The 19,502-nt window shown below is 36.8% G+C and carries 13 protein-coding genes; 7 read left to right on the forward strand and 6 right to left on the reverse strand.

Annotation, left to right across the window (positions count from 1 at the left end):
* The first annotated feature begins 5 nt into the window (after positions 1–5).
* From EMTOL_RS06485 to EMTOL_RS06515, 7 genes are all read left to right on the forward strand, one after another.
* Positions 6–3,338: a VCBS repeat-containing protein gene (locus tag EMTOL_RS06485; RefSeq protein WP_015028472.1), complete on the forward strand. Its 3,333-nt coding sequence runs from the start codon at positions 6–8 to the stop codon at positions 3,336–3,338.
* A gap of 46 nt (positions 3,339–3,384) precedes the next feature.
* Positions 3,385–4,914, forward strand: a complete 1,530-nt coding sequence (locus tag EMTOL_RS06490) for an FG-GAP repeat domain-containing protein (RefSeq protein ID WP_015028473.1) — start codon at positions 3,385–3,387, stop codon at positions 4,912–4,914.
* A 283-nt stretch (positions 4,915–5,197) separates the two neighbouring features.
* A complete protein-coding gene (locus tag EMTOL_RS06495) occupies positions 5,198–7,717 on the forward strand; it encodes a TonB-dependent receptor (protein ID WP_015028474.1) in 2,520 nt (839 codons plus the stop codon).
* Complete coding sequence (locus tag EMTOL_RS06500) at positions 7,717–8,781, forward strand: DUF4249 domain-containing protein (protein ID WP_015028475.1); 1,065 nt, start codon at positions 7,717–7,719, stop codon at positions 8,779–8,781. Before EMTOL_RS06495 ends, EMTOL_RS06500 begins: the two co-directional genes overlap by 1 nt.
* Before the next feature lie 151 nt (positions 8,782–8,932).
* Positions 8,933–10,453, forward strand: coding sequence for a lipopolysaccharide biosynthesis protein (locus EMTOL_RS06505; protein WP_015028476.1), 1,521 nt, complete (start codon positions 8,933–8,935; stop codon positions 10,451–10,453).
* A 15-nt stretch (positions 10,454–10,468) separates the two neighbouring features.
* Positions 10,469–11,347 (forward strand): glycosyltransferase family 2 protein, encoded by an 879-nt coding sequence (locus tag EMTOL_RS06510; RefSeq protein ID WP_015028477.1) that lies wholly within the window; start codon positions 10,469–10,471, stop codon positions 11,345–11,347.
* Entirely contained in the window at positions 11,344–12,186 is an 843-nt protein-coding gene (locus tag EMTOL_RS06515) for an NAD-dependent epimerase/dehydratase family protein (protein ID WP_015028478.1), read from the forward strand. The genes EMTOL_RS06510 and EMTOL_RS06515 overlap by 4 nt, the downstream gene beginning before the upstream one ends.
* A 2-nt stretch (positions 12,187–12,188) precedes the next feature.
* Here the strand turns inward: EMTOL_RS06515 and EMTOL_RS06520 are convergent, their stop codons facing one another.
* The 6 genes from EMTOL_RS06520 to xylA all read right to left on the reverse strand — a co-directional run bounded on the left by EMTOL_RS06520 (position 12,189) and on the right by xylA (position 19,449).
* Complete coding sequence (locus EMTOL_RS06520; protein ID WP_015028479.1) at positions 12,189–12,581, reverse strand: MerC domain-containing protein; 393 nt, start codon at positions 12,579–12,581, stop codon at positions 12,189–12,191.
* Between the two features lie 114 nt (positions 12,582–12,695).
* Complete coding sequence (panB, locus tag EMTOL_RS06525) at positions 12,696–13,511, reverse strand: 3-methyl-2-oxobutanoate hydroxymethyltransferase (RefSeq protein WP_015028480.1); 816 nt, start codon at positions 13,509–13,511, stop codon at positions 12,696–12,698.
* 104 nt (positions 13,512–13,615) lie between these two features.
* Complete coding sequence (locus EMTOL_RS06530) at positions 13,616–14,896, reverse strand: murein hydrolase activator EnvC family protein (RefSeq protein WP_015028481.1); 1,281 nt, start codon at positions 14,894–14,896, stop codon at positions 13,616–13,618.
* Positions 14,897–14,940: 44 nt separating this feature from the next.
* Positions 14,941–15,786, reverse strand: coding sequence for a lipoprotein insertase outer membrane protein LolB1 (lolB1, locus tag EMTOL_RS06535; protein ID WP_015028482.1), 846 nt, complete (start codon positions 15,784–15,786; stop codon positions 14,941–14,943).
* 60 nt (positions 15,787–15,846) lie between these two features.
* Positions 15,847–17,571 (reverse strand): tetratricopeptide repeat protein, encoded by a 1,725-nt coding sequence (locus EMTOL_RS06540; RefSeq protein WP_015028483.1) that lies wholly within the window; start codon positions 17,569–17,571, stop codon positions 15,847–15,849.
* A 537-nt stretch (positions 17,572–18,108) separates the two neighbouring features.
* Positions 18,109–19,449 (reverse strand): xylose isomerase, encoded by a 1,341-nt coding sequence (gene xylA, locus EMTOL_RS06545; RefSeq protein WP_015028484.1) that lies wholly within the window; start codon positions 19,447–19,449, stop codon positions 18,109–18,111.
* Between the last annotated feature and the right edge of the window lie 53 nt (positions 19,450–19,502).

A 19,502-nucleotide genomic window follows, 5' to 3' on the forward strand; every position in this document is an offset into this window, starting at 1 on the left:
ATGCTATGAAATCAATAGTTAAAATTTTAAGTACAATTACGGTTATTTCTTTAGTTTTTAGTTCTTGTAAATCTGGTAATAAAGAAAATGATGTTGCTTTATTCAAAAAGCTATCACCAACAGAAACAAAGGTTGATTTTACGAATCAAATTACCGAATCCAAAGATTTTAATATTCTCGATTATCTATATTTCTATAATGGTGGAGGGGTTTCTGCGGGCGATATCAATAATGATGGGCTTACAGATTTATTCTTTGTTTCGAATCAAGGCAAGAATAAACTTTATATCAATAAAGGAGTAAAAGATGGCGTGCCTCAATTTGAGGATATTTCTGAAAAGGCAGGTATTGGTGGTTTTTCTGATTGGAAAACAGGCTCAACTATGGTTGATATCAATGGTGATGGACTACTCGATATCTATGTGTGTGCAGTAAGTAATTACAAAGGTCTTGAGGGCTCAAATGAGCTTTATATCAACAACGGAGATTTAACATTTACCGAAAAAGCTGATGAATACGGCCTCGATTTTGCTGGTTTCTCTACACAAGCAGCTTTCTTCGATTACGATAAAGATGGCGACTTAGATATGTATCTCCTCAATCATGCCGTGCACAATACTCGTTCTTATGACCGCGTAAATACACGTATGCTCAAGGATAATGAAGCAGGCGACTATCTTTACCGAAACGATAATGGTAAATTTACTGATGTAAGTAAAGAAGCTGGCATTTATCAAGCGGCTATGGGCTATGGTTTGGGCATTTCGGTGGCGGATATCAATAATGATGGCTGGCTGGATATTTATGTAAGCAATGATTTTCATGAAGATGATTATTATTACATCAATCAAAAAAATGGCAAATTCAGCGAAGAAATGAAGCAACACTTCAAGCATTTGAGTCGCTTTTCGATGGGTTCAGATGTGGCTGATATTAATAATGATGGGTATCAAGACATCATGACGCTTGATATGTATCCAGAAGATGAAAAAGTAGAAAAATCTTCAGTTGGTGAAGACCCGCTCGAAATTTATCTCTATAAACTTCAATTTGGTTATTTCAATCAATATAGCCGTAACTGTTTGCAGTTGAGCATGGGTGGTAAAAAGTTTAGTGACATTGCTCCATCAGCTGGCGTAATGGCTACCGATTGGAGTTGGAGTACACTCATGGCCGACTACGATGGCGATGGTATCAAAGATATTTTCATTACGAATGGCATTCTTCGTCGCCCAAATGATTTAGATTACCTTAAGTTCATTGCCAGCGATTCGCTGCATTACAATGTGCCAACTTCTGAAAAACTCGACCAAGAAGCCATTGATAAAATGCCAAGCGGAAAATGGCATAACTATCTATATAAAGGCACGAAAGAGCTTCGTTTTCAGGATAAATCAATGGTTTGGGGCTTTGAAGAAGAGGGAATCTCAAATGGTGCAGCTTATGCTGACTTAGATAATGATGGAGACTTAGACCTTATTTCAAATAATCTCAACGAACCCGCAAGTATTTACCTCAATAACAGCCGTCAACTCTTGCAAAACAATTTTGTCAAAGTCAAATTTAAAGGCAATGACAAAAATAAATTTGGAGTTGGGGCAAAGGTTATCTTAAAGACTTCCGAAGGAGAGCAGCTTCAGCAGATGATGCCTACGCGTGGATTTATGAGCTCGGTTGAACCTTCTTTGATATTTGGTATTGGTAAACAAACCAAGGTCGATACGATGATTGTCATTTGGGAAAATCAAAAAATGGAAATCATTAAAAATCCAACTATCAATACAACGCTTACGGTTGAAGAAAGCAAAGCTCAAATAAACGTTTCGGATTTTCAGTTTTTTGTGCCTGCTAAACCAATTTTTGAGGAAGTAAGTACCGAAACTAATATTCCTTTTGTGCATCAAGAAAATGTTTATTTCGATTTTAACCGTGAATTCTTAATTCCATTTAAAGTTTCTGTTGATGGCCCAAAAATGGCAGTTGGCGATGCAAATGGCGATGGACTTGAAGATTTTTATGTAGGCGGAGCAAAATACCAAGCTGGAGCATTATACCTTCAAAAAGCTGGTGGTGGCTTTAGTCTTTCACCACAAGCAGTCTTCCAAGCAGATTCATTGCAGGAAGATGTTGATGCCCTCTTCTTTGATGCCGATGGCGATAAAGACCAAGACCTCTACGTAGTTTCGGGTGGAAACGAATTTTATGATAAAATGCCTCAACAATTCGACCGATTATATATCAACGATGGTAAAGGTAATTTCACGAAATCAACTACTGCCCTTCCCGAAATGTACGATAATAAATCATGTGTACGACCATGTGATTTTGACAAAGACGGAGACATTGACTTATTTGTTGGTGGACGAGTAGTAGGCTATAATTACGGAAAATCGCCACGTTCTTATCTTTTGGTTAATAATGGAAAGGGTAAATTTACAGATATAACAGTCAACAAAGCACCCGACCTACGAGAAGCAGGAATGATTACTGATGCTATTTGGGCAGATTTAGACAAAGATGGCGACCAAGATTTAACTGTAATTGGCGACTGGATGCCAATCAAGATGTTTGAAAATAATAAAGGTAAGTTTACTGAAATTGATAATAAACTATCTTCTTACACTGGTTTTTGGAACGGAATCACCGCCGCAGATTATGACAAAGATGGCGATATTGACTTAGTTATTGGTAATTTAGGTACCAATACGAAATTCAGAAAAGAAGAAGGTGGCCAACTAAAAATGCTTATTAAGGATATTGACGGCAATGATGCCAAAGATCACATCATCGCCTATAATCGAGGAAGCGATTGGTATCCTGTCAATAGCAAAGATGAAATGGGTAAGCAATTGCCAAGTATTATCAATAAAAAATATGTTGAGTATAAAAACTTTGCAGGAAAGACCATTGATGAACTCTTCACGAGTAAAGAACTAAAAGATGCAGAAGAAAAACTTGTGAATACCTTTGAGTCTGTTTACCTCGAAAACCAAGGAAATAACACTTTCAAAATGAGTTATCTGCCAAGTTTAGCTCAAGTATCAAAGGTGATGAGCCTCGTAACAGAAGATGTTGATAACGATGGAAACCTTGACGTAATCGTAGGTGGAAATTTCAGTGGAGCAAATATGTATCAGGCTCGTTATGATGCTTTCTTTGGTCTTATTTTAAAAGGCAATGGAAAAGGCCAATTCACGGCATCAGTTCCAACTGATAATGGTTTGTTGATGGAAGGAGATGTAAGAGATATTAAAACGCTTAATACACCAAAAGGCAAACTCTATTTCGTAACTCGCAATAATGACAAATTGCAAGTTTTCAGAAAAATACCAAATTAAAATGCTTTGGGGTTCATGAATTTGAACCCCAATTTTTATTAATAAAATGAAGCTAAAAAACATTAATTTATTCATCATAAGTACCTTTTTGGCAGTTGGTGTAGCGGCCATTTCTGTCAGTTGTGAAAACTCAAAAGTAGCAGAAGGTGAAAAACTGGCTCAACAATATTGTTCGAGTTGTCATCTCTTGCCAAGCCCAGATATGTTGCCAAAAAATGTGTGGCAATATAGTACATTGCCTTATATGGGTATCATGATGGGCGTTGAAACCGAAATCAATGGTTTAGAAAAACCATTATCCGACTACGCCATTTTACGTCCAGCTTCACAAATGATAAGTGATGAAGATTGGCTTAAAATCAAACGATATTATTTGGCCAAAGCACCAAAAACGCTTGAATTTCCAAAATATGAAGCTCTGGAAGAACTCAAAGACATGTTTTTGGTTCAGCAAACTACTTTAGCAATTAAAGGGGCAACTATTCCAAATTTTACAGCTGTTTGCTTCGATACGCTCAATAGAAAAATCATTGCGGGTGACCAGTCGAACCATGTGATTTGGGTACTCGACCAAAATGGAGAAACCAAACAATCTATTCTCAATCAACATGCCCTCACAAACGTTGACCTCGCACATGCCGATAAACAAGATTATTTATTTACCTATATCGGTACAACCACGCAGGCAAATCCAGATGTGAATGGTTCGGCTGAGCAAGTTTCGTTGGCTAATAATACCTTCAAATTTCAACAAAAACTTTTACCAAATCTGAATCGTCCGATAGAGGTTTTGTCCAAAAACTTAGATGATTCTCCCGAAGATGAACTCATAAGCAATGAGTTTGGATTTAAAGCTGGTGGACTTTCTATTTGGAAAAAAGACGCAAAAAATCAATATCAGCGTAAACAATTAAGCACACAAACTGGAGCTACCAAAACCATTATTATGGACTTTAATGGTGATAAACGCAACGATATTTTAGCTCTTTTTGCCCAAGGTGACGAACAAATAATTCTGTATCTCAATAAAGGAAACCTAAACTTTGAGGCGAAACAATTATTACGTTTCCCATCGATTTACGGAACAAGCTCATTTGACATTGCCGACATCAATAAAGATGGAAAGTTTGATATTGTATGTACGGCCGGCGACAATGCTGATTTTTCTACCATTCTAAAGCCTTATCACGGGGTTTATGTATATACCAATACTGGTAATTTTACATTCAAACAAAGTCATTTTTTCCAACAAAACGGAGCAACCAAAGTCATTCCAAGAGACTTTGACAACGATGGAGATATTGACATGGCTTCGATTGCACTTTTCCCAGATACCGATCACCGTCCGCTTGAAGGATTTATGTATTTTGAAAACACAGGCGATCATTTCAAACAAAAAACACTTCCCATTAATCACTTAGGTCGATGGAGTGTGATGGATGCCGCTGATATTGACCACGATGGCGACATTGATATGGTTCTGGGCAGCCATCCAGTTGCGAAGTTTCCTGCGGGTTTCGACCAAGCTTGGAAACAAGGAAGTGGTTTAATTATTTTACGAAACAAAACATATTAATCAATTCGCCAAAGCTTTATCTACGAATTGAAAAAAGTCTCGGTTATCAAAATAACCCGTTCCGGCATAATAAATGGCCGTTTTTCTGCTAACTGTTAATTCTCGCATGAGTAAAACTTCAGCACCAGCAGAGAAATGGCCATTTTTAAATATAAAAAGCAGATATTCTAATTATCGCCATTCTGGTTCCATCTGTCGTCGATTATTTACCATTCTTCTATTTTAATTTACCCTGCCCATCAAAATTTATTATCTTTGATAATTAGTTATATTTAACCTATAGATGAAAAAACTATTACTTTGGGCATTTTTATGCCTTGCCACTACTTTGCTATGCTATGAAGCCCGAGCTCAGAAAAAGAGTTTTGTGCTTTCTGGTTTGGTAAAAGATGCTGAAACAGGTGCTCCACTCGAAAATGCCAATATCTTATTTTCAGGCCTTACGCTCGGAACATCTACCGATTCCTCGGGTAAGTTTGCTATTTACTTACCTGCTACTTCTTACCAGATTGTGGTAAGAATGTTGGGCTATAAAATCAAAATTGAGCGATTTACTTTAAATAAAAACCTCGAATTTGAATTCTTACTTGATAAAACCCCTAAGATTTTAGATGAGGTAGTTATTACGGCCGAAAAATCAGATGCCAATGTCAATCGGGCGATCATGGGCGTGGAGAAAATTTCAGGAAAAACACTCAAAAAACTCCCGACACTTATGGGTGAAGCCGATGTGATTAGAAGTATAATGCTCTTACCGGGCGTAACTACCGTCGGAGAGGGTGCATCGGGGTTTAATGTACGTGGGGGTAATGTTGACCAAAACTTAGTACTTTTAGATGGGATTCCGCTTTTCAATACTTCTCACCTTTTTGGCTTTTTTACTGGTTTTAATGCTGATATGGTGCAAGATGTGAGCCTTTTCAAAGGCGGCATTCCTTCTATGTATGGCGGAAGAGCTTCTTCTGTGCTTGATGTACGGCTTAAAGAAGGCAATTTTGATAAGTGGAGTTTACAGGGCGGTTTAGGACCAATTTCGAGCCGATTACTTTTAGAAGGACCCATTTTTAAAGGAAAAACTTCCATAATTGTTGGGGCAAGGGCTTCATTATCAGATTTTTACTTACGCTATTTCAATAATCCATCGCTCAAAAATAGTAATGCAAATTTCTACGATATAAACGCAAAAATTACCCACCGATTCAACAATAACCAACGAGTCTCATTAGCGGTCTATTCGAGTGATGATGCCTTCAAATTCGCCCAAGATACTTCTTACTACTGGAGCACCCAAAACCTTAGTCTTAAACACAATGCACTTATTGGCACTAAGCTATCACATAATTTTACTGCCTTTGTCAGCAAATACCGCTACGGCATAAAAGGACTAAAACCACAGTATGAATATAATTGGCAGCCTTCAATCACGCAGCAATCTATTAGAGAAGATTTAAGCTACGAGTATTCTAACAAAAGTAAGTTTGATTTTGGCGGAGATTTCAGTGTCTATCGAAATGATGCTGGTAGTTTATTACCCAATTCTGCTGAATCAATCATTGACCCATTCCGAATGCCTGTGCAGCATTCACGAGAAATGTCGATTTATGGTGGGCATAGCCTCAGCTTGAACTCACGAATGAGCTTAGATTATGGTTTACGCTATGCTTATTATCAACTCATTGGGCCAGATAATATTTATACATACAAAGCCAATCAACCGCGTGAAGTAGAGACCATTACCGATACTCTGACATTCAAGAAAGGTTCGGTCATTCAATCTTATGGGGGTTTCGAACCTCGTTTTTCGTTTGCATTTAAAGTTGATTCAAGTTTATCTATCAAAATTGGGTTCAATCGAATGCAGCAGTTTATGCACTTACTATCGAATACAATGGCTATCTCCCCTGCTGATATTTGGAAAAATAGCAATGCCCAATTGCCTCAACAAATTGCCGACCAATTTTCGATTGGTGTTTTCAAGAACTTCACCAATTCTCAAAATAATATTTTCGAAACTTCGGCTGAGTTCTATTACAAAAACCTTAAAAACGTTATCGACTATGTAGATGGGGCATCTTTATACTTAAATCCAACCGTTGAAACCCAACTTTTGGTTGGAAAAGGATACGCTTATGGGGCCGAATTTTTTATAAAAAAAGCACGTGGTAAAAAACTAACTGGCTGGCTATCATATACTTACTCAAGAACTTTTCGCCAAATCGAGGCAAATGCTAACCAAATTGGAGCCAATTTTGGTTTAAGATTTCCTGCTAATTTCGATTCACCACATAATATAAAGTTTGTATTGAATAATCGCTGGACCAAACGCCTAACTTTCAATGCCAATTTTACTTATAATACTGGTCGCCCGATTACATATCCAAACGGCCGCTACAAAATATATGCATTCAGCGATGTTTATGATTATATGGTAAAAAATGGGCTGAACCCAAGAAATGGCCTCGATAAGAAATCTTATGTTTATAATGGACAAGTTTTTGTTTTTTTAGACAATGCCACCATCCAAGAAATATTAGATGGATATGCTTCGCCAAGCTTTACGCTTCGAAATGCCGAACGAATTCCTGACTATATCAGGTTAGATTTAGGCTTAACACTAGACCCTAAAGAAAATAGTAAATGGAATAGTAGTTGGAATTTTTCGATTTATAATATCCTAAATCGCCAGAATGTATATTCTATCTATTTTAGATCATCGACTGGCTTACGTAATTTGGCTCGTACCTACAAACTTTCTGTTTTGGGGGCTGCCATTCCATCACTAACTTATAATTTTAAATTCTGATGAAAAAAATAACATTTTTCCTTTTGCTCTGTTCGTTATTTTTTTCCTGCGAAACAGAAATTACCGACTTCAAAACTCAAAATTTAAGTAACGCATACGTGGTCTATGGAGAATTGACCAATCTGGTAGGGCCCTATAGCGTGCGAATCAATCGAACGAGTTCGTATTCACCTTATGATATTACGGCTTTTCAGGGAGATGCCGTAAAAAAAGCTCAAGTACAGATTCTTGATGATTTGGGCAATGCAACACCACTAAGCGAAATCCGTGATGGGCTTTATCAAACTCCTGCTCAATTCGTTGCGGTTATTGGTAAGAAGTATCAGTTAAAAATCAAAACCAATGACGGCATAGAAATCGAATCGAGCTTAGAAACGCTCAAAGCCCCGACCCCACTCAACGATTTTTCATACAAATTCATTGATGCTGAAAAAGTAGAAAATATGCGTTTTGATGTCTCAGCCTCTATTAAAGATTCGAAAGAAAATGAAGACTATTATTTTATCAAACGACAGGATTTTATACAATTTCTAACCACTTGTCCTGAGCCACCGCCACCACCAGCACCCGTACCGCCTTGTTTTTCGAAATGCTGGCGTGCACCGCTTAATACACAACCGATTCTGATTAACGATTTCTTAGTTAATGGAAAAAATCTACCTATTACTTTAGGAAGTGTTGATGTAAAGGATTTTCCGGATTGGATAATACAATTGGATGTCTATTCAATTTCGAAAGAAACCTACAATTATTGGAAACGCCAAGAAGACCAACGAGTAATTGGGGGTGGATTATTTGATAAAATTCCTGCTCAAATTGTGGGAAATTTAAAATGTACGAATCGAACTGGACAAGAAGTTTTAGGTATTTTTCAAGTAGGAGGCGTAGTAAAACAACGCCTTAAAGTTGACCGCTTAGGAGCACTTTCAAGCGAAAACTTACAAAAAGTACAGTTTTATGCCGATTTTAATAATATTCGCTACAAAGACCTTAAGCTTTGGGATTGTAAAAATGCTGGTTTTGTAGATTATAATATAGGTTACACGATACCCAACTTATTTTAAAACATTGAACCAATAGCCCAACAATATTACTTGAAAAGCATGAAATAAAGCTAATCATTTGCAAATCACTCGACAAGTGTGGAAATTGCAGACAATTTCCTGTAAAAACCATAAAACTTCGACTGCTACCCAACTAATGGCAGATTAAAATATGAGTGTAGTAAAAAAATTAGCAAGCGACACCGCCCTTTATGGCCTAAGTAGTATTGTTGGGCGTTTTTTAAATTGGCTTTTAGTGGCCGTGCATACCCGCGTTTTCCACCAACCAAAACTCCTTGCCGATAATAATCAGCTTTATATTTATGTCATTCTCCTTAACATCATTTATACGTATGGTATGGAGACTGCATTTTTCCGCTACGCTAATAAGAAAGAAAACCGACAAGAATATTACAATCTTATCTTATCGTATATTATTCTTACGAGTATTATTTTTTCTGTCATTATCTTTTTCTGTGCAACGCCACTCATCAACTGGATGGGCTTTCCGGGCAAAGAACGCTTAATTGTTTGGTTTGCCATTATTTTAGCTACCGATGCTATTGCAGCCATTGCTTTTGTAAAACTAAGAGCAGAAGGAAGATCGAAACGATTTGTGTTTATCAGAATGACCAATATCTTCATCAATATCGGTCTCAATGCCTTTTATTTGATGTTTTGTAAGTATATTCATGAAGGCCTTTTCTTGCAATCATGGAAACCCTTTGCCGATTTTTTCTATAATCCTGCCATTGGACCAGATTATATTGTTTGGGCAAATTTTATCGCCAGTTTATTGACAATTCTTCTTTTATGGAGAGAATTTCTTGATTTTAGGTTTAATTTCAACTTCGAAAAATTCAAACCTATTTTCGTTTATGCTTATCCATTGCTAATCATGGGTTTGGCTGGGGCAATCAACCAAACAGCCGACCGCGTAATGTTTCGAGAAATTCTACCTGAAGGATTCTATCAAGGTTTATCGACCGACGACGCCTTTAGTATTTACGCCAATGTTTATAAGCTTTCGATTTTCATGTTGCTTGTTGTGCAGGCATATCGCTACGCAGCAGACCCATTCTTTTTCTCGAAAGCTGAAGATAAAAACTCACCAGCCATGATAGCACTTGCCACGAAATGGTTTACGATTTCTTGTATTCTGATTTGGGTGGGTGTAAGTGTAAATATCGACCTAATTAGCTTAATTTTGGGTAAAACCTACCGTTCGGGCATCATTGTAGTACCTATTTTACTTTTGGCCAACCTCTTCATTGGCGTTTATCAAAATACGGCTATTTGGTTTAAGTTGAGCGATAAAACTCAATATGGCACCTATTTTACCATTGCAGGAATGGTGCTGACTATCATCTTAAATATTATACTTATTCCACGAATGGGTTATGTAGGGTGTGCCATCACCTTTGCCATTTCGTCGTTTGTAATGATGGTTCTTTGCTACTATTATGGTCAAAAACACTACCCAATACCGTACGAACTAAAGTCAGTTTCAACTTATTTAATTATTGCGGCTATCTTAATTTATGTTTCGATGCAAGTAAAAATCGAAAACACCATTTTGTCGATTTCACTTCGTATTTTATTATCGCTTTTGTTTTTAGTTGGAATCGTATTTTTGGAGCGAACAAGTCTTGGCTTACGCTTTGGTAAATCAAAAAAGAAAAGCTTAGAATAATTTTACATCCTACCGATGAATACCGAATTTTCGTTTATTATATTATCGTTCAACGAAGAACAACATTTACCCCGATTGCTGGAGTCAATCAAAGAACTCAATGCCGAGACTTTTATTTTAGATTCGGGTAGTACTGACCGTACGCTCGAAATTGCTGAGCAATATGGGGCGAAGGTTTTATATAATAAATTTGAGAATCACCCTAAACAATGGGATTTTGCTTTGAAAAACTTTCCAATTAAAACCCCTTGGACAATCGGGCTAGATTCTGACCATATTGTTTTACCCGAATTATTTGAGCTACTGAAAAACTTCAAAAACACAGAAATTCCTTCCGACGTAAATGGCATTTTCTTCAATCGAAAAAACTATTTTAAAGGTCGTTGGCTTAAGCATGGTGGCTATTTCCCACGATACCTAATGAAAATGTTTCGTACTGGTGTGGGTTTCTCCGACCTCAACGAAAACATGGACCACCGCTTTGTGGCAGAAGGCAAAAATATTGTTTGGGATAAAGGGTATTTAAAAGAAGAAAACCTCAAAGAAAATAGGATTAGTTTTTGGATCGAAAAACATAATCGTTACAGCGACCAAGTGGCACGTGAAGAAATCGAACGAAAAAAGCAATTACGTAGCCAAACAATTCAGCCCAAATTCTTTGGAAATCCAGACCAACGAATTGCATTTTTGAAGAAAATTTGGTGGGATATGCCGTTATTTGTGCGTCCGTTTATTTATTTTTTTCACCGTTATTTTATCCAACTGGGTATTCTTGACGGAAAAGAAGGTATGATTTTCCACTTCTTACAAGCCTTATGGTTTAGGTTTGTGGTTGATGTAAAGATTTTTGAATTAGAAAGTGAAGAAAAGCTGAAAAACGAAACAAATAAATGAGTAAATCACTAAGTATTTTGGGGTGTGGATGGTTGGGATTACCACTCGGAAAATATTTTTCTGAAAATGGATATATAGTAAAAGGTAGCACAACCAACGAAGAAAAACTATCTATTTTAGCTGAAAATGGCATTGAAGCTTTTCGCATTCAACTTAATCCACATATTGTTGGCGAAAATGTGGATAACTTTCTAAGTTCAGAAACACTGCTTATAAATATTCCACCACGCATTAGCCTTCAAAAAGTAGATGCTCACGTAGAGCAAATTTCCAATTTGCTTAATTTTATAAAAACATCATCTATAAAGAATATCATTTACATTAGTTCAACATCTGTTTACCCCGAGTTAAATAGAGAGGTGCTCGAAGAGGATGTCATAACACCCGAACAATCAGCTAGTCCAACTATGGTAAAAGCAGAGAAACTACTACTAAATTTTTGGAAAGAATCTTCAGTGAATTTAACTATTCTGCGTTGCGGTGGACTCATGGGCTACGACCGAATTCCGGCGAAATATTTTTCAGGTTGGAAGGGACTCACAACGGGAGATATCCGAGTAAACTACGTTCACCGAGATGACGTAATCAAGATTATCGAAAAGATTATCGAAAACCAGATTTGGAACCAAGTTTTCAATATTGTTTCGCCGATTCACCCGACAAGAAAACAAATTTACGCAAAAAACTGCGAAGAATTAGGCTTTGAAATGCCCGAATTTGTAAAACCTGCTGAGCCTCAACCATTTAAAATCATTAGTGTAGCAAAATGGCTCAAACATTCAAATTATAAGTTTATTTACGAAAATCCATTAGATTATTACTACCAAAAGAAAAGCTAAAATTAGTGAGTATGACTATGGCAAGCACGGCGGTGAGAAGTCCAGTTTATCCAATAGGCTAGAGCCATAATAAGAGCACCAGAAACATTGAAGAGCATTTCGAGTGAACCTTTTGCCCAAAATAGGCCAGTAATATTGAAACAAAGTGCTAAAACCAATAAAAATAATGGCTGCGGGTTATGATGATTTCTGTAATCTTTGATTAATAAGAAAACAGCTAATACTGCACTTGACCCAATAAGATAGAATTCAGATTTTTCGGTTAAGAAACTTTCTCCTAAAATCGGTAAAGCGGTCATGAGGAAAGGCATAGCCAAGCAGTGAATTGTACAAATCACCGAGAGCCACAAGCCAACTTTGTTAAGTGTATGGTAATGAGTGAATATTTTTCGCATAAAAATCTTAAACCGTGTAATTGATACAGCATAATATTTACAACAGTGATGCAAATATACAGTATTTATGCAACACCATTGCAAATATTTTAGTTCACGGATGAAAAAATAATCTTAATATGATTCTTTTTCGTTCGGGAAGTCAGATGCTTTTACATCTTTAGTATAATTAATTACGGCTTCGGTCATGATGCTGTGTAAATCGGCATAACGACGAAGGAAACGTGGAGAGAAATCTTTATTAATACCCAGCATATCGTGCACCACTAAAATCTGACCATCACAGCCATTACCCGCACCTATACCAATAGTAGGAATATGAACAGAATCTGTCACTTTTTTGGCCAAAGTCGCAGGGATTTTCTCTAAAACCATTCCGAAACACCCTACTTCATTGAGCATTTTAGCATTTGCCATGAGCTGCTCAGCTTCTTCTTCTTCTTTGGCACGCACAGTATAAGTACCAAACTTATAGATTGATTGTGGCGTGAGTCCTAAGTGCCCCATTACTGGAATACCCGCACTCAAAATGCGTTCAATCGACTCTCTGATTTCGATTCCACCTTCTAATTTAACCGCATGTCCACCCGATTCTTTCATAATTCTAATGGCCGAACGAAGAGCTTCTTCCGAATTTCCTTGATACGAACCAAAAGGTAAATCTACCACTACTAATGCTCTCTTTACGGCCTTTACTACTGCCTGAGCATGATAAATCATGTTATCGAGTGTAATTGGGAGGGTTGTTTCATGCCCAGCCATTACATTGGATGCCGAATCTCCTACTAAAATCAGCTCCACGCCTGCGGCATCTACTATTTTTGCCATCGAATAATCGTAGGCTGTTAAGCATGCTATTTTCTCGCCTTTTCGTTTGAGTTCTTGAAGGGTATGCGTAGTAACACGCTTGATTTCGTTATGTACAGACATAGTTTAATGTAGAATGTAGAATGAAAAATGTAAAATGGCTTTTCAAGAAAACATAACAAAAGCAGCTTCTTGTAAATTTTACATTCTTAATTCTCTATGAATAATTATCTCGGACTAAGCCAACCTTCTGGATTTAAGTGCTCGCTATTATGCCAAATCTGGAAGTTAATTTCAGGAGCTCCGCCAGACTCACCTGCTGTTCCAATAGTTTCTTTAGCACTCACTTTTTGGCCTATTGATAAGAAAATTTGTTTCAAATTAGCATAAACCGTAAAATACTCGCCGTGCTGAATCAAAACCACTTTGCCTAAACCCGGAATTTCAGTTACATCTTTTACCTCACCCGCATAAACCGACCTTACGGTTGCATTGGTCGATGTTTGAATATCAATCCCATTATTGTTTATCAAAACCCCATTTAGAACTGGGTGTTCTTTAACACCAAATCTATCTGAAATAAAGCCACGTTGTACGGGCCAAGGCAAACGAGACTTTGAAGCGGCAAACGAACGCCCAAGTGCCGAATCTTCATCGTTTGATACTTTAACTACTTTCTTAGAAGTATTTTGTTTAGCCTTATTTTTGGCTAGTTTAGCTGCTTGGTCTTGCTTCAATTCTAACTCGCGATTTTTACGAGCCATTTCGCGAGATACTACCGCTTCAATTGATGCTTCTAATTTACTAACCGACTTCTTAGTTGCTTCTATTTCTTTTCTTAGATCTTTTTCCTTTTGCGAAAGTTCAGTTACCATTTCGGTCTGGCGACTTTTTAATTGCTCTAAATACTGAGCTTCGGTAAGTTTAGCCGAAATAATGCGTTTTTTATCTGAACGTTTTCCCTGTAAATTTGATTGTCGTTCACGTAGGAGTGCTACTACTTTAATGATTTGTGCTACCTGAGATTTACGATTATCTGTATATTGTTGCAGGTATTTATACCTCATAATAAGCTCATTAAACGAAGAAGAAGAAAATAAAAAGCTAAGTTTATTTATCTTTCCACTTATTTTAGAGGCACTATAAAGCATAGCAGCATACTCCCTCTGAAGTGTATCGAGTTTACGTTCGAGGACTTCTTTGGCACCTATAATATCTTGCATCTCCATATCAATCAGCTCTAAATCTTGCTCCATTAAACCTATTTGTTCTTCTTGCGAAGAAATTTGTTCTTTAATGGCTTTGATTTTGCCAACGGTTGCTTCTTTTTTCTCTTGCGTATTTTCTAAAGCTAGCTTAGTTTCGGCAATTTTTTCAAGATTTCTTCGCTTTTCACGTTCGAGTTGAGCTCGGCTTTTTTTCTTACGCTGAGCCATCAAATCGGCGTTAGGCCAAATACTTAGAATTGATAAAAAGGCTATAAAGTATGTAATTTTTTTAAAGGTCATTTTCAAAAGAGTAAGCAGGTTTCGCAGTATTCGTTTTCAACTTCCTACTTAGGCGTGTAAGATTTAGGAATACTGAATGAAAAACCCGGACTTTGGTCTAACACTTCAATTTTATTATGTTGCAAATTTACCGAAGTTTGTAGAACCTTTCCATCCTTTTTAGCATCAATCTTTGCTTTTACTTCTTGTGGTATCAATAAATCTGTAATAGGCAAGAAGTTAGTATAGTCTATTTCCATTTTGCTATCACCAGTTTCATCGCTTGCATTTACTTTTTGGAGTTTTAGATTTGCTTCAGAAACAAGATTGTCGATCAGTACAAACCCTTCTTTTTGCTTTATTAAAAAACCGTTTTCTTGCTTCAAAACTTCATCACTCTCACGCTTTCGAATCGGCATATTTCCAATTAAAATTGATTGAACAAGATCATAGTTCAGATTGAAGTTGAATTGCTTGCTTAAACTTGCGAAATCATATTTATAATAAGTCCGATGCAATCGGTCGAGGAAAATCACTGAATCCTTCGTAATAATTCCACGTCCACCTTCCAAACCTACCACAATAGAAAGCCAAATAATACTATCTTTTTTGATATGTATATTTACAGGAAAACTTTGTTCTTCTCCACCTCCTGAAAAATTTACTTTTGATTTGATATTCAAGTATTTAAAATCAATTTCAGCGGGCTTGACCTCAATTTTTTGTACAACTGGTATTTCTACTTTTGCAGGTTCTTCTACCGTTAAGACTGGTTTTTCAGCTTTCACTGTTTCAGACTGGAGCGTATCGGCGGCCAATGCAACCTCTTTTTTATGCATTCTATGACGCTTACAAGAAGAGGTCGAAAGAATGACAAAGAAACTAAGAATTATAAAGGTATATTTTAACATTTTATGGTTAGTTTATATTTCCACTTCAAACTCGTGGACAGCAGAAAATGGCTTATTTATTTATTCAACCAAAGTTCCTGATTGAATCTTCTTATCAATATTTGTACTATTTTCACCCATTTGACGAGCCTTTTTCCATTGTTCTAAGGCTTTTTCTTTCTCACCAAGTCGATAAAGGACATCACCATAATGCTCAACGATTGTACCACTCACACCTTTATCTTGTTTGATAGCTCGTTCTAAAAACTCACGTGCTTTTTGATACTCTTTCATCATATAAAGCACCCAAGCATGCGTATCAAGATAAGTAGCATTATCACCAAATTTGTCAGTTAAACGAGAAGATAGTTGTATTGCACGGCTAAGTTTGTCTTTGCGAATTGATAAATAATAGCTGTAATTATTTAATACATATTCATAGTCAGGATCAACTTTTAATACAGCCTCGTAGGCATCATCTGATTTGGTATATTTTTTAAGTTCATTGTAAGTATCGCCTAAAAGAGCATTCACGTGCTTCGCTAACTCAAGATTATCTACCGCTAAGTTTTTAGCCTCTTCGAGTGAAGAGCTTGCTTTTTCATAATCTTTCTTTGCAAAATTGGCAAAACCATTATGATACCAAAAAAATGATTGATTCGGGAAATACTCAATCGCTTCTTCTGAATGTTTAGCTAAGCTATCAATCTGATTCAATTTAGCATCTAACTCAACGATTGCTAACCAAACCTCAAAAACTGATTTATCGTAAGTCGTAGATTTTACGTAATTATCACGAGCACTTGCCGTTTCGCCCTTTTTCATCAATAAATCACCTAAAATAACATACCCTTTGGCTTCTTTAGGCGATTGCTTAACTAACGCTTGTGTGAGTGTAAGAAGATTATCTAAAGTCTTATTACTACTGTCGTCTTTGAGCATGAGCATATAGCTATTCAAAATCTTAAACTTTACATCGACAGACAAGTTTTTATTAGCGAAAGCCTCTTGAAGTTCTTCATTACATTTTTCGAGTTCATTTTGTTTTCTATAAATTTCGGCCAAAAGTACGTGTGCTTCCGCAAAATCTGGATTCTTTTTCAGCGAATTTCTGAGCATCGTAATTGCTTGCTCGTAGCGTTCGTTAGAAATCAATATTTGGGCTTGCTGAACTACATATTCTGGTTCGGAAGGTTCGGAAGCAATGAGGCGGTCGCCTTCTTCGATGGCTTTTTCGAGCTTATTTTGTTTGAGATAAATTAATTGTTTTTGGCGAGTAATTTCTTCGCTTACTCCAATTGTTCGCTCAATTTTATTGTAGATTTCGATAGCATCAGAAAATTTCTCTTGCAGAATATAGATATTAGATAAATCGAGGTAATTATCAACATCCTGCGGAAATCTACTTGCTAATTTTTCATACATTTCAGCTGCATCTTTATAACGTTTTTGCTTGGTGTAGATTTCGCCTAAAAACTTGCGATAAAACTTATTTTCATCATCAAGTTTAAGTGCTTTCTCACTGTAAACAGTTGCGGTGGCAATATCATTACTAGCCAAATACGCCTTAGCCAACATGTAGTTGATACCCGCACTAGTTGGTTCGCCTTCGGTGGCTTTCTTAAATAATGGAATGGCTTTGTCGTAGGATTCGGCAATGTAGTATTTCATGCCTTCTACGAAGTATGCTTCTGACTTTAACTCTTTCTCCGAAATATCCTTGCTCTCAGTTTTTTTGTTTTTCTGAGCTACCGAAAGTATCGGTAAGGCAACAAATACTAAATATATAATTGGTCTGAACTTCATTGTTAATCTTTGTAGTAGCTTTTCAACGCTAAAAAACACCAAATATTGCAAGTACTAGCGGGGCAAGTTCCTTGCCAAATTATAATCAAAGTTCTTAATTTTTCTTGATAAAATAGCAATTTACAAGGCTTTCTTTTAAGATTTTGAACAAATGAATCACTTGAAGAATCCTTATACTTAAATGGAGATGATTAGTGAGCCTATTTGGGAGTTTACGTATCTGGTAGGTAAAAAGTTATTCTTGATTGCCGATTCAAGTTTTTTTCATTTTCAGTAGAAAATTTGATAGCAACTAGCCTGCATCATTTTAGCTACTGTTTTTATTTACTTATCGTTAAATCAATTATACCGAAAATAGTGAAGCAGTTTTAGCTATTGGTTGGAATCGTTAGACCCAGTTTGTGTGAAAGAAAAATACCTAATTGAAAGATGGTTGGCGAGAGTTCTTACAAACCAATAAAAAGTGATTAATATTAAGTGCTGTATTCTGAGTCAAAAACCCAGAATACAGCACTCGCATTCGCTTATGCAACTCGATTAAATGTATTGATTAATAATCATTTCAAATAATTCTTGCTTGCCGCTAATTTGTTGTGGTTCGCCATTGGCTAATGCAATACGGTGTAAATCAGCTAAACCTAATTTGCCTGATTCAAACGCAGCACCATCTCCACTATTGAATGATGCATAACGATTCGCACGGAGTTTCTTATAATCAGATTTGTCAAGGATATCAGTTGCAATCAACAATGCACGAGCAAAAGCATCCATACCTGCAATATGTGCAATGAAAATATCTTCTAAATCAGTTGAATTACGACGAGTCTTAGCATCGAAGTTGATACCTCCAGTAGAGAAACCACCCGCTTCAAGAATCACCAACATTGATTCTGTTAACTCATATAAATCAATTGGGAATTGGTCAGTATCCCAGCCATTTTGATAATCTCCACGGTTTGCATCAATACTTCCCAACATACCAGCATCTGCTGCCATTTGTAGTTCATGAGCAAAAGTATGGCCAGCCAAAGTAGCGTGGTTTACTTCTAAATTCAATTGGAAATCTTTATCTAAACCATACTGACGCAAGAAACCAATCACAGTTTGTGCATCATAATCATATTGGTGTTTCGATGGCTCACATGGTTTTGGCTCAATGTAGAATTTACCAGTAAATCCTTGTGAACGGGCATAATCACGTGAGATAGAAAGGAACTGGCCAAGGTGGTCAATTTCTTTCTTTGTATTTGTATTCAACAACGACATATAACCTTCACGTCCACCCCAGAATACATATCCTTCACCTCCTAAAGTAATTGTAGCATCAATAGCATTTTTTACTTGGAAACCAGCATGAGCGACAACCGCAAAATCAGGGTTTGTAGAAGCTCCATTCATGAAACGCTTATGAGAGAATAAGTTAGCCGTTCCCCAAAGTAATTTCACACCACTTTCTTGTTGTTTTTGTTTAGCTAAAGCCACAATCTCTTGCAGGTTTTTCTCGAATTCAGCTTGAGAATCTCCTTCTGGAGCAATATCAATATCGTGGAAGCAGTAGAAAGGCGTGCCTAATTTTGTCATAAACTCAAACGCAGCATCAAGTTTTTGTTTCGCTGCATCCATTGGGCTTGTAGCAACATCCCAAGGGAAGATTTTAGTTCCTGGACCAAATGGGTCACCACCATTACCACAGAATGTGTGCCAATAGGCAGTGGCGAAACGTAAGTGTTCAGCCATTGTCTTGCCAGCCACCACACGATTAGCATCGTAGTATTTGAATGCTAAGTAGTTGTTTGACTCTCTACCTTCGTATGCAATTGCATCTTTGATAAACGGAAAATACTCTTTTTGACCAAGAGTAACCTTAAGATTTGACATGTTAATGATATTTTGGTTTGAATTTGATTCGAAAAGTGATGCGAAGTAAATTA

The sequence above is a fragment of the Emticicia oligotrophica DSM 17448 genome (assembly GCF_000263195.1).
GTDB classification, from domain to species: domain Bacteria; phylum Bacteroidota; class Bacteroidia; order Cytophagales; family Spirosomataceae; genus Emticicia; species Emticicia oligotrophica.